The 13,045-nt window shown below is 45.8% G+C and carries 10 protein-coding genes; 3 read left to right on the plus strand and 7 right to left on the minus strand.

What is annotated here, in order from left to right:
• The 5 genes from VM802_RS05885 to VM802_RS05905 all read right to left on the minus strand — a co-directional run.
• A partial coding sequence (locus tag VM802_RS05885) for a phage tail-like protein (protein WP_325528901.1) occupies positions 1-1,460 on the minus strand: 1,460 nt, incomplete at its 3' end.
• Between the two features lie 30 nt (positions 1,461-1,490).
• Positions 1,491-3,566, minus strand: coding sequence for an OmpA family protein (locus tag VM802_RS05890; protein ID WP_325528902.1), 2,076 nt, complete (start codon positions 3,564-3,566; stop codon positions 1,491-1,493).
• Between the two features lie 80 nt (positions 3,567-3,646).
• Positions 3,647-4,603, minus strand: coding sequence for a PorP/SprF family type IX secretion system membrane protein (locus VM802_RS05895; protein ID WP_325528903.1), 957 nt, complete (start codon positions 4,601-4,603; stop codon positions 3,647-3,649).
• A gap of 780 nt (positions 4,604-5,383) precedes the next feature.
• Positions 5,384-5,920, minus strand: coding sequence for a sigma-70 family RNA polymerase sigma factor (locus VM802_RS05900; protein WP_325528904.1), 537 nt, complete (start codon positions 5,918-5,920; stop codon positions 5,384-5,386).
• Between the two features lie 525 nt (positions 5,921-6,445).
• Complete coding sequence (locus VM802_RS05905; RefSeq protein WP_325528905.1) at positions 6,446-6,940, minus strand: hypothetical protein; 495 nt, start codon at positions 6,938-6,940, stop codon at positions 6,446-6,448.
• A 156-nt stretch (positions 6,941-7,096) separates the two neighbouring features.
• Here VM802_RS05905 and VM802_RS05910 point away from each other — a divergent pair, with 156 nt between their 5' ends.
• A complete protein-coding gene (locus VM802_RS05910; protein ID WP_325528906.1) occupies positions 7,097-7,939 on the plus strand; it encodes a hypothetical protein in 843 nt (280 codons plus the stop codon).
• A 216-nt stretch (positions 7,940-8,155) separates the two neighbouring features.
• On the opposite strand, the gene bioB is transcribed toward VM802_RS05910, so the two are convergent.
• A complete protein-coding gene (gene bioB / locus VM802_RS05915) occupies positions 8,156-9,151 on the minus strand; it encodes a biotin synthase BioB (RefSeq protein ID WP_325528907.1) in 996 nt (331 codons plus the stop codon).
• Between the two features lie 99 nt (positions 9,152-9,250).
• On the opposite strand from bioB, the gene VM802_RS05920 reads away from it, so the two are divergent.
• On the plus strand, positions 9,251-10,702 hold the full coding sequence (locus tag VM802_RS05920) for an aminotransferase-like domain-containing protein (RefSeq protein WP_325528908.1): 1,452 nt from the start codon (positions 9,251-9,253) through the stop codon (positions 10,700-10,702).
• Positions 10,703-10,759: 57 nt separating this feature from the next.
• On the opposite strand, the gene VM802_RS05925 is transcribed toward VM802_RS05920, so the two are convergent.
• Positions 10,760-11,677, minus strand: coding sequence for a sugar phosphate isomerase/epimerase family protein (locus VM802_RS05925; RefSeq protein WP_325528909.1), 918 nt, complete (start codon positions 11,675-11,677; stop codon positions 10,760-10,762).
• 329 nt (positions 11,678-12,006) lie between these two features.
• Between VM802_RS05925 and VM802_RS05930 the strand changes: the two genes are divergently transcribed.
• Positions 12,007-13,041: an endo alpha-1,4 polygalactosaminidase gene (locus VM802_RS05930; protein WP_325528910.1), complete on the plus strand. Its 1,035-nt coding sequence runs from the start codon at positions 12,007-12,009 to the stop codon at positions 13,039-13,041.
• Positions 13,042-13,045 lie beyond the last annotated feature (4 nt).

Raw genomic sequence — 13,045 nt, forward strand, 5'->3', positions numbered from 1 at the left:
ACTCGCCCTTTATTCAGGCTATCCAGCACTACCAGGCTCACACTGTCCCGGAAGATCTTTCCATTCACTCCAATATTAAAGCGCTTGAACACGGCGCTATCTGCACCAGCGGCCAATGGGTTACCGGATTTGTCGTATAACTGAATGAAATCTCTCTGGCCTACTGAATCAGATTTATTCTTCAGACCTATGAATAAACTATCACGAACTGTCTTATTATTAGTTACTATCTGCAACACACTATCCCGCACTCGCCCTTTGTTGAGGCTATCCAACACAACCAGGCTCACACTGTCCCGGAAGATCTTGCCATTCACACCGATGTTAAAGCGCTTGAACACGGCGCTATCTGCACCGGCAGCTAATGGGTTACCGGATTTATCATACAACTGAATGAAATCTCGTTGACCTACGGAATCAGATTTATTCTTCAGGCCAATAAATAAACTATCACGAACGGTTTTATTATTAGTGACTATCTGCAACAAACTATCCCGCACACGGCCTTTATTGAGGCTATCCAACACAACCACGCTCACACTGTCGCGGAAGATTTTGCCATTCACACCGATGTTGAAACGCTTGAATACTGCACTGTCAGCTCCCGCGGCCAACGGCTTGCCCGACTTATCATACAACTGAATGAAGTCTCGCTGGCCTACGGAATCAGACTTATTCTTCAGGCCTATAAATAAACTATCTCGAACGGTTTTATTATTAGTGACTATCTGCAACACACTGTCTCGAACACTGCCTTTATTGAGGCTATCCAGCACCACCAGGCTCACACTATCGCGGAAAGCCTTACTGTTTACACCAATCCTGAAATAACGGTAAACGCTACTATCTGCTGCCGTCAGCACATTACCCTTTATATCATACAAGTCAATAAACCCAGACTTAGCAACACTACTATCCGCCTTTGCATTCTTGCTAATCAGGTTAATCACCGTATTCCTGAAAGTAGTATCCGTAACCAGCGCATTAATATCCAGGTCTATCCACACAGGTTTCAACACGCTACTGTCCCCCCCGTCTACCAACAGCTTAGTGGTACGGGATTTCAGATTCTTTCCTGAATTCTTGATCAGGTTAACAATCGAATCTCTTAATGTTTGATTATTTGTAATCTCTGTTATGAAATCACCACCAATATATATCCACTTATTCGGGGGATTACCATCGGTTCCGCTCCAGTAATAGAAGCCAACCCCTTTACCTCCCCGGGTATCCGTTGCGGTGTTAAACACCAGCAAACCTTTTGCCGGCGTAGCTGCCACAGGGAAGGGGTCTGTAACATCCCTCAGTGCCAGCCGTGGAACCAACATACCCTTGTCTGTGGCTGTCACATCCAGTGCAGCGGAAGCATTCGGCGTATTAGTACCAATACCTACCTGCGCCTGCACCATCACAGCCAGGAACGAGAAAATAGTCAGCAGTAAGTAAAGTTTCCATTTCATACAAGACATCTTTATGCTAATAAATCAGTATTATTTCCGGCCGGATTGTTCATTACATTCCAGCGTGATGTTAATGCCATCTTTTATAATGTAAAATTCTGTCCGGCGATTTTGCTGGTGGAGATACTCAGGACAAGGCACTCTATCCTTACAACCATTCTTCAAACGGGTTTCTCCGTAGTATTCCTTTATCAGTCTTCCCGGTGCAATACCTGCCTGTACCAGCCATGCAGCAACGGCATCAGAACGCCTGGCAGACAAACGGTTGTTATATACCACACTTGCGCGTGCATCGGTATAAGAGCTGATGATGAGCGACAACGACGTATCCCCCTTCAATGCTGTAGCAAGCCGTTCCAATGAATGCTTTGACGCATCAGTCACAGTATAGCTGTCTAGCGCGAACAATACATCCGGGAAAGTGTACAGCTTCCTGAGTGAATCGCAGTTTTTTCTCCAGTGAGTACTTCCTTCATCCAGTGTATCCAGGTAGATATTCCTGCGGATGATAGAATCTGTGTTGATCCCTTTTGTAGAAAATGGAACGATTACTTTCTTCATACCGTTCTTCTCTGCATGCAACTCATAATCGGTTTCGGGAAACAGCTGCCAGCCAAAGTTTCCGGTAATATCACTGATCGTATCGCGCCGCTGATCTGTGCTGATCAGTGAGATACTGACCCCCTCCTGCCGCAAACCAGTAAGACGCTTGAAGACACTGCCCTCAACCCGTAATCGTAGCGGACGCATATGAAAACGAAATACGTCATCATCTCCATAACGATCAGAACTGAAATAACCATGAAATCCATCCGCATCTTCTGTGCACCAGATACCGAAATCATCTTTCGATGTATTGACGGGATACCCCATGTTCTGCGCTGCGCCAATAGCTGCGCCATTCTCCCATTGTATGCGGTAAATATCAAGGCCCCCTAATCCATTGCGACCATTGGAGGAAAAATATAGCGTATACTTATTATCAACATAAGGGAACATCTCATCGAAAGCCGTATTGACTACAGGTCCGGCATTCACTGGCTTCCCCCAGGATCCATCTGCTGCCTTCACAACATAATAGATGTCTTTGCCCCCATATCCTCCTGGCATATCTGACACAAAAAATAAGGTACTGCCATCCGGTGTCAATGCGGGATGCCCCGTCGCGTAATCATCATTGTTATAGGGGAAAGATGTGATTCCTTGCCATACACCGTTACGGAATACGGCGCTGAAAATTTTCAGTCTGTTCACGCCGTCCTTGCCTGTTCTGTACTTACCGGGTGTATAGTTGTTCCGGGTAAAATAAAGGGTATCAAACCTGGATGAAAAAGTAACAGGGCCTTCATGATACTTCGTTTCCACATTCCTGTCGAAAATATCTATACCATTGTTCCATCCGGGGCGCTTCATACCTTTCCACTGCTGATAGCGGAAATTGTAAATACCTGTAACCCGGCTGTCGTTGCTGGTAGGATATGTATCATCATCATTGATGATATACCGGAAAACAAAATCATTGGTGGAAGCAGAATCTATTTTCCGTACATCCGTATACTTTATAGTGCCGGTATCCGCCACCATACGCAACTGCAGGAATGGACGCTCGTTGCGTGCATATACTCTTTTTACGGCAACCGGCAACCGCTGATTTGTAACGTACACCAACCGGCGTCCGTACATGGCAGGAGAAAATTCATCCAGAGAAGAATTCAGTGATGCATATTCAATGCGCCACTGGGCGGAGTCTCTGAAAAGCTTATCAGTTTCACTGAAGTTATAATTAACGGGCGTCTGTGTCTTTACACGATACAGCCGCAGGCAACTATCGGCCCGCTCATATTGCCCATTGCTGGCCAGCGCCTGTGAATACAACAATAACCACGACGGCGCCTCTTTATCAAAGTTGATCTTCTCAAACCAGGGCAACGATGCAGCATAATGTTGCAATGCCTGTTCGAGCAATGCTATGTGTTTAATAGTATGTGAATTAGCCGGTTGCTTCTCATCCGCCAGTTTGTAATAGTGCAGGGCCTCCGTAAACCGCAGCCCGGCATAGGCATGATCTGCCCGCCGTTGCAGTTTTCCGGCCGATTGTGCATGCACATTATCTATGGGATGGCAAACAAAAAACGCAAGAAGAAGAAGTAAGTATATGTATAGTTTAAGGTACATAGGCTAACGGATTAAAAATAACGAGGCGACAAGATCTTTCCTTTCTCAAACCCAAACTCGTACCGCAACATAATCTCATGCGAGCCACGGTTATAGGTTGATAACGCCTTGTTGGACAGATCATAAGAATACCCGATACGGAACTGCGGCGTACACTGGATCTCTGTCAGAAGTGCACCGCTACCATCTGTGCGGTATGAGGCTCCTACAGATACTACATCCTTCAGCCACACCTGCGCATTAATATCTGCCTGTATCGGCGATCCGCTCACATACTTCACCAGGAAGGAAGGCTTTAGTTTTACATCCTCCTTCAGATCGAAAACATAACCACCCATCAGGAACAGATGATCAAATTTTTTGGCGATCAGCTCAGATGAATAGAGATACACATCTTTGCGCAGGTAACTCCTGATAATATTAGGCGCGGAGAAACCAATATAATACCTGTCTGTATTGTAGTACACACCTGCGCCAAAGGTGGGCAGGAATGAATTGATGTTTTGCGCAAACACATGATCCGGCTGATCAATGAGGTTCACTTGTGTAAGGTTCGCTTTATAGTTAGTAACACCGCCCTGCAGACCGATTGCAAGAGAGCCGCCACCCGAAAACCGGATGCGGTAAGTATACACACCATAAAACCCGGTTGATTTTGTAACCCCTACTTCATCATTGAATGCCATAAAACCAAGTCCCAGCTTATTGTTCCAGGTAGGCATATCGGCGGAAAAAGTGGTAGTTTTAGGTGCACCTTTCAGTCCCACCCATTGATTGCGATGCAGCGCAGTCAAACTGAGCACATTTCTGCTGCCCGCATAGGCAGGGTTCACCGCCAGCGGATTAAACATATATTGTGTGAACATAGCATCCTGCTGGGCCACCGCCGTAGAGGGCCGTAGCAATGGAACAAACAACAGCAGCAGTTGCATGAACAAATAGTTACTCCGTAGAATTTTACGCATCATATCGACTACACAGTTTAGTTTTTAAAATGCATGGCAAAGCCACCCCGCCCGCAGCAGGTTCTGTACGACGATTTCCCGGTAAAGACTGGTGTGTTTTTTCTTTGTTATAAGTTACTACTTCATTTAGGGTGGTAAAGGCATAACAAATCAATTAATCCCGGCGACAACTAAATTATGATAGTCATCCTTCCGGAATAATTTCCGATAAACCCGGAAGCAAATGCTACCGGGTTCAGTTTGGTCTAAGCATGTAGGATACGGGGTTACCGGCTTGCTTACAATGGCCTGCCAGCCAACACCAGGCACACTATACAGTAAAAAGCGCATGTTGTTCTTTTGTGTAAAGGCGTACCTGTTAGAAATATTATGTAATACCAACAGAAGTATAAGGCGGATACTCAGTCAGCATGTTCACTCTGTATATTTAAGTAGTAGGCAAAACGGAAAAGGGTGAATCAAAAAGTAAAAAATTATCAAATCCTGTCATTTTGAAAAAGATTACCTGACGCACCCTTCTTCGTAACACCTTCTCTTATTGTACATACCTAAGTATACAGAAGAATAAAAGAGGGTGAAAAGATTTTTTAATTTTTTTGAAACTATCAATAACGACTACACTCTGTTGCGTGAGTTGTTCCATTTTTTCCACAGTGAATTTTATTATCTGTTTCTATTCAGCTACAGTAAAGGTATTCAGACGATCAACATTATATGTGATAACATTAATTCGATTGGTATTAGAATATCATCGAATGATATTTATTTACCAAAAGAATAGGATTAACGCACGCGATTTTCTTTAAGCGTTCTGTAAGCCAGCTTGAGATGCGTCTTTACGGTGTTCTTACTTACCCCTAACGTATCAGCAATCTCAGCATACTTCAGTTTCCCAAACTGGTGCATGAGCAATATTTTCCTTCGCTGTTCCGGCAATCCTTCAATAGCTGCAAACAGGTTACTCGAAAGGGTATCGTATTCTCTCTCCGAAATTTCAGTCGTAAAAATATCTTCTGTTTCTTCCACAGGCAAGCGGGCATAATGCAACTCCCTGATCCGGTCTTTTTTCACATAAGAGACAGCAATGTTCTGAACGGCTCTCGTGGCATACGACTTAAATGAAGCTGTGATTGTAATACTTTCTCTGTTGCTCCAGTAATAGGCAAAAAAATCCTGCACAACATCTCTTGCTATTTCACGGTCCTTCGTAATTTTCGTGGCGCAATAACATAACCAGTCATTGTGTTCAGTAAAGAGTTGCGCATACAGCAGCGCTTGTAATGCCTGTGGCATTACCATTGTGGTATAATTAACATCCATAGACCTATATTCAGTCAGTAATCAACATCCCTGGCAAGGGTAACAAAATATACAGGAACTACCGTCGGCAGAGATAACCGATAGTTACAACTATATTGAAAAATGTTATTGGTTCACTTCCGGTAACAAACTGAAAAGAACGGGATAACCAGCCAATGCAACCGGGTTGGGTTGGCAGTACATTTCACAGACATCGTCATAGATATAAATTTACAGTTTACAATTACTGTTTAAAAACTACTATGGTCAACATGGAACCGGTCGGGCCACCGTTACTGTTTACTACCCCCTTTTAACGCCCGCCGTCATTTAGTGCTCAACTTTATTTGCTTGTGGTATTTTTACCTGGATAATTTTCTATGTATTTCTCTAACTAAAAATAATGCCAGTATTTTTAAAAATAAAAAATTCATTCGAAAAAACCAATCGCCTGAAACCGGCCTTCATATTGGCGATATAAATAATGATTTAATTTCGATAATATGAGAACCAATCAATGATCCTAACCATATAGAGTAATCAATACTAAAAACTAATGGTATTACTGACTACGCCATTATTTTCAAAAACAGGTTTCCGGTCAGCATCATATACATCCCCCCAGTAACGGAGCTTCACATTGTACCGGCTTCCTTTCTTAACGGCCGGGATACGGCTGCCAAACAGGTAATACAATGTATATTGGTACTTCACCGCCTGCTTCTCACGGGGCTGCAGCAGCACCATTCCCTTTTGCTGATCACGGGGAGCTTTTATTTTCCGGGCTTCTGTGATACGGACATCATCCTGGTACAATAGTGCCTGTATATTGTTGAAGGCAGAAGGATCGTCTATGTATACTGGTTCATTTCCCTGGTTTTCGATGGTATATAGTAAAGGCACATCCTCTTTCAGGCAGGATGAATCGGCCTGCAAGGTTATTTTCAGGAAATCTGTTTCCCTGTAGGCTGACGGTGGCCGGCGTGTAAGACAGGAAGCGGCTGTCAACAGCAAAACAAACAATATAATCCGCCTTACCATACAGAATTTCTTAGGTGCGCGGCAAGTTACGGCTCCCCACTGCGACAACCAGCGGGTTAACAATAATTTAAATACTGGGATGGTATAGGGGTGCGCCGTTTAGCCGCGCGTCTTGTTCCTGTATACTGTCATAAAATTTCAATACGTTCAAAAAACATGAAAGCAAAACTGTACGCCATCAGGCTATTTATTCTCAGCTGTCTCCTTGTTTCCCTTATTCCCGCAGTGGCCCAGAAAAGCGTCCAGACAAAAGAGGATGTGATTGTGATGTTGAATGGAGAAGAGAAACATGGTAAAATTACTTCAGTGGATGAAAACACCATCCGGTTCATTCACAACGGTGAAACGCTTGTATACACCCTGAAAAAATCAGACATCAACAAAATTACCTTCGCCAGCGGTCGTGTGGAAGTCGTTAATAATCCGGCTGCTACCAAACCCGCCGGAGAAGAGCTGCCTCCCGTACAACCCAATATGGTGGCTATTCTCCCATTTAAATACCGCGACAACGATACCAGGCCCGATATGGTAGCCGTAACCAAACAGAAACTGCAGGAAAACACATTCACGTATCTTTCCAAACACGGCGGCATGTACAAATTCCAGGACCCGCAAACTACCAATGCGCTCCTCTTCCGCCGCGGAATAGACGATAATAATATCGCCGGTTATACCTACGGCGATCTCTGCCGTCTGCTCGGCGTGGAATACATCGTTACCGGCGGCGTTTACCGCAGCTCCAAGGAAGAGATCAACTCCCAGGGCGGCGAAGAACGGACAAGCAAAGACAAAGGCGACGGCAGAAGCAGGGAATCCGGAACATCGTCCAGCAATACTACCATAGAGAAAAAGTATGTAAATGAGGTGACACTGGGTATCTACAACCAGCGGAATGAAAGCATTTATTCCAAGCAGCGTACTGCATTCCTCAATGAGGAGACATCCTATAAAGATGCGCTGTATTATATGCTGAAGCGCTGCCCTATCTATAACAAGTAGCATTTAATTGATCCTGAAATAACGGGGCCCTGCGGGGTAAATCCGGAGGGATAAACAGTACCGGAAAAACGGGCACGCAATGCATGCCCGTTTTTGTTAAGCATCTATACTCAGCGATACATCATTTGCGACTAAACACAAGGGATATACGCAGAAAAAAACAAGGGACAGCCAATGCTGTCCCTTGTAAGATCGGCCTTTATATGTCTGCTGTATTTACACTGTCGCTGCCTTTTCGGTAGCGGACTTTTTAATGGTTAGTCCAAGTAGGTTAAGCATTTCTTTATCTTTATTAATGTTCGGATTAGGTGTTACCAGCAGCTTCTCGTGCTCACTGCTGAAGATGGAGTTAGCTCCTGCCAGGAAACAGAGTGCCTGTTCCTCCTGGCTCATCTCTGCCCTGCCCGCACTGAGGCGAACAACAGAACGCGGCATCAGGATTCTTGCGGTAGCAATCATGCGCACCATGTCCCATACAGGTACACGTGGCTGGTCGGCCATAGGGGTACCCTGTACGCGGGCCAGCGCATTCACCGGAACAGATTCCGGATGTACCGGCATGGTGGCCAGTGTATGCAGCATACTGATCCTGTCATCATCTGTTTCGCCCAAACCAATGATCCCCCCGCAACATACGGTCATACCTGCTTTGCGCACATTATCCAGCGTCTTCAGCCTGTCGTCGAAAGTACGGGTGGAGATGATGTTCTTATAATATCCTTCAGATGAATCGATATTGTGGTTGTAGGCATACAGGCCCGCTTCCTGCAGGCGTTGCGCCTGTTCTTCATTCAGCATGCCAAGTGTGCAGCACACTTCGAGTCCCATTTCATTAATATCCTTCACCATATCCAGTACCCGGTCAAAATCGCGGTTATCCCTCACCTCGCGCCAGGCCGCCGCCATACAAAAGCGGGAAGAGCCACCTTCTTTGGCTGTTCTGGCATACTCCAGCACTGTTTCTTTCGACATCAGCGCCTGCACCGTGATGTCTGTATGATAACGGGCCGCCTGACCGCAATAGGCACAGTCCTCGGGGCATCCTCCTGTTTTTATAGACAAAAGCGTGCACACCTGTATCTCATTGTTAGTCTGATACTGATGATGCACTGAAGCGCCCCGGAATATAAGTTCCAGCACCGGGCTATTGTAGATCTCGGCTACTTCTTCCATTGTCCAGTTGTGGCGAACTTCGGCAATATCATTTGTCATACTTCAAGTTATTTTGCGCAAGATTAGGAAATTGTTATTTTAGCCATATGATCCAGTTTTAGTATAATGAGTAGTCCACTTTACCAGTTAATAAGAAGTTTGCTGCAAATCAACCGGGAGTCAGGGGAACCAGTTTTCCGTCAGATATCCGACCAGCTGGTACACGCCATCCGGAAAGGCATGCTGGCGCCCGGCGCAAAACTGCCTGGAACCAGGATACTGGCCTCCTTTCTGAAAGTGCACCGTAAAACCGTCATTGCCGCCTACGATGATCTGAACCTCCATGGCTGGATCATTGTAAGCCCTTATAAAGGCGCTGTGGTGGCTGACCGGTTAGCCCCCCTCCCGGAGCATCCTGAAACGAAGGAACAACCGATGTTACGCTATCCCGTCACCACCGGCTATTCATTCATCCCCAACGTTCTCCTGGACCGCACCGCCCTGCCGTCCGGCAAAGCCTTTCAGCTGACAGACGGACTCCCCGATGTACGCATTACGCCTATCGTGAAGCTCAGTACCATTTATAACAGGCTCGTGAAGAGAAAACAAACAGCCCGCTACCTGAACTACACCTACGGCAAACCTAACGACTATTTCCTGGAGATTCTCGCGAAATATCTCAATAATACCCGTGGGCTCGCCATCACCAAAAACAATGTTCTGATCTCCAGAAGTGTACATATGGGGCTGTTCCTTGCAGCCAGTACTCTGCTCAATGCAGGAGATAATGTAATCATCGGCGCTTACAGTTATTATATTGCCAACATGATCATCCAGCAGTCAGGCGCTTCTCTGGTACAGGTACCGGTTGACGATGACGGGCTATGCGTAGATGATATAGAAAAGATCTGCCGGGAAAAGAATATCCGGGTGGTTTACATTACGCCACATAGCCACTACCCAACTACAGCGGTGCTGTCGGCGGAAAGAAGACAGCGGCTGTTGCAGCTGTCTGCCCGTTATGGGTTCATTATTATAGAAGACGACTACGACTTCGATTTCCAGTTTGATCATCAGCCACAGCTGCCTGTTGCCTGTGCTGATAATGAAGGAATGGTAATCTATATCGGTTCATTTGCGAAGTCGCTGGCCCCGGGCTTTGCGCTCAGTTACCTGGTGGCGCCGGAAAATCTCATCACAGAACTCAGTAAGTTCAGCACACTGCTGGCCGGTTACGGCGATAATATCACAGAGCAGTCTATCGCCGAATTTATTGTTGACGGGGAAATGCACCGGCATATGGATAAATCCAGGAAAATATACCGCAACAGGCGCGACCTGATGTGTGATCTGATTACAGAAGAACTGGGCGAATATGTTGAATTTATAAAGCCCGAAGCCGGGCTGGCGGTATGGACAAGGTGGGACAAATCCATCAACCTTTCTAAAATAAGCAGAGAATGTGCGGATCACGGGCTGACACTACCGCAACATCTTCTTTACCAGTCCAGGCGGGAGGCAGCTATGAGAATAGGCTTTGCCAACCTCAATGCGGAAGAGCTGAAAAATGCCGTACAAACATTGAAATACGCTGTTGCAAAAAGAAATTAGCGTTTAGCCACCCTGGTTACATTCCCAACGGCCAAACGCTAATTTATATACTAAGAACTAGAAACCCCAGCCCTTCATCGCACTGTAATCATCTTTGGCACAATCCAATGGAGAACGGCCCTGATAAGATTCCTGCTCCACAATGAAATATTGTGTACCTCCAGCCTTCACTCCTAGATTAATCACCTCTTTCACCGGAATGATCCCCTTTCCAAGCACCGTGCTTTCATAACCGCCGCCCATTTCACCTTTATCAGCCGATTTGATTTCATCTTTCACATGCATCAGTTCAAAACGGCGGGGATATTTTTGGAGAATATCCATAGCAATACCACCGGCGTGATACATATTGCCGATGTCCAGCTGTTGTGCCACCAGCTTGGGGTCTGTATGTTGTAAGATGAGATCGAAAAGCTTTTTACCGTTCAGCTGTGTACTGAATTCAAAATCGTGGTTATGATAGCCGAACTTCATGCCCGATTTTTTACATAATTCGCCGCATTTATTGAATACTTCCATGTAAGCCATAAAGCCGTCATAGGTTTTGCGCAGGCTTTCATCCAGCCAGGGGCTGATCACAAAGCGTTGGCCAACAGCTGCAGCGTCTTCCACCGTATGTTTCCACTCGTCCGTAAAGTCCTTACGGGTGGCATCCCAATGGTCTTTACGCAGCACGGTATGTCCGCTGTACATTTTTAGCTCGAGGCCGTCGAGCAGTTTCTTGAATTCCGCGGCGCTGTAACCGTAAAACTTGCGGTCTTTGTAGTTGGCATGCTCCACATTCCTGTACCCCATTCCAGCCAACTGGCGCAGGGTTCCGGCGGGATCCTTCTTCATATCATCCCTAACGGAATATAACTGTATACCCAGGATGGGTCTTGAACTATTGGCTGCCCGTAAAGCCTCCGGTAGTAATGCAGCACCGGCAATGGCAAAGGCGCCGCTCTTTAAAAAGTTTCTTCTTGATCTGTTCATGGGTTTCGTTGATTAAGATCGTGGAATGTGGATTAAGCCGCTTCATTCAGCGGTAGCTGTTAAATTTACAAATTACAGACCGTAAATGCAATGCATACCTGAAATTGAAACAGATATATCCTAACAACATAATGACATAGAGCTTAAAAACCGCTTAAAAACCCACGTATTTCCGTGATTTTGAAAAAGGCATGACGACGGCCTGAAAAGAATATTTAACTTTAACGGACAATATTAAAGTTGGGCTGCCGGCGCTCAAACAAACCATGCTAACAATAAAGGACATACGAAAATGTAGGTCTTTTATTTCACCCACTGAACCATATTTTATGACTACCAGAAATCCCTTTTTGTCAGCGGCAGCACTGGCCTGCCTGCTAACCGCCTCTTCCTGTAGCAAAGATTTGTCATTAACAGAGAAAAATCACCAGGTTATCGCCGGCAAAACGCAATTGCAGGTAGTTAATTACCGGCAGGAAATGCGCAACTTTATCCAGGAAATCAGCGCCTGGGCCAAACAACAGCAAAACGGTTTCCTGATCGTTGCGCAGAACAGTTCAGAACTGCTTACCAACGATGGCGACGCAGCAGGCACTGTAAATACGGCCTATATCAAAGCCCTCGATGGTGTGGGCAGGGAAGAATTATACTATGGATATGATAATAGTGACGACAAGCCCACGCCCAAAGCTGATTCCGACGAATGGCTCGCATTCTGCAAAGTAGCTGCCAGTCAGCACCTCCGCGTGCTTACCACAGACTATTGCTTCACTCCCGGTAAAGTGGCAAATTCCTATCAGTTAAATCAGAAGAATGGCTTCATTTCATTTGCGGCCTCACACCGCGAGTTGGACAACATTCCTGCCGGTGCGCCGTTCAATGAAAACAGCAACAACATCAACACGTTGGCTGATGCACGCAACTTCCTCTATCTCATCAACAGCGGCAGCTTCGGCAGCAGAACCAGGTTCCTGGATTCGCTGAAAGCAACCAACTATGATGTGATTGTTATGGACGCCTTCCCCGAATCAGACACTGTACATTGGGATAAAAGCCTGATCACATCGCTGAAGACCAAGAAAAATGGCGGCAAACGCATTGTACTGGCCTACATGAGCATGGGACAGGCGGAACAGTACCGCTGGTACTGGAAAGCAGCCTGGGTAAAAAATCCGCCAGCGTGGCTCGAAACAATGGATCCATACTGGAAAGGCAACTACTACATACGCTACTGGATGCCTGAGTGGAAAGCCTTTATCTATGGCAATTCAGCATCTTATACACAAAAACTCATTGACGCCGGATTTGATGGCGCATACCTCGATCCGGTGGATGGTTCACAGCACTGGGAAGAGAAACCGTAATATC

Origin of the sequence: Chitinophaga sp. (assembly GCF_035538455.1) — a bacterium.
GTDB lineage: Bacteria > Bacteroidota > Bacteroidia > Chitinophagales > Chitinophagaceae > Chitinophaga.

What these genes read in the sequence shown, in the direction of transcription:
- VM802_RS05895 (WP_325528903.1), bottom strand. Translation starts at nt 4,603, where the DNA reads ATGATGCGTAAAATTCTACGGAGTAACTATTTGTTCATGCAACTGCTG.
- VM802_RS05900 (WP_325528904.1), bottom strand. Translation starts at nt 5,920, where the DNA reads ATGGATGTTAATTATACCACAATGGTAATGCCACAGGCATTACAAGCG.
- VM802_RS05905 (WP_325528905.1), bottom strand. Translation starts at nt 6,940, where the DNA reads ATGGTAAGGCGGATTATATTGTTTGTTTTGCTGTTGACAGCCGCTTCC.
- VM802_RS05910 (WP_325528906.1), top strand. Translation starts at nt 7,097, where the DNA reads ATGAAAGCAAAACTGTACGCCATCAGGCTATTTATTCTCAGCTGTCTC.
- bioB (WP_325528907.1), bottom strand. Translation starts at nt 9,151, where the DNA reads ATGACAAATGATATTGCCGAAGTTCGCCACAACTGGACAATGGAAGAA.
- VM802_RS05925 (WP_325528909.1), bottom strand. Translation starts at nt 11,677, where the DNA reads ATGAACAGATCAAGAAGAAACTTTTTAAAGAGCGGCGCCTTTGCCATT.
- VM802_RS05930 (WP_325528910.1), top strand. Translation starts at nt 12,007, where the DNA reads ATGACTACCAGAAATCCCTTTTTGTCAGCGGCAGCACTGGCCTGCCTG.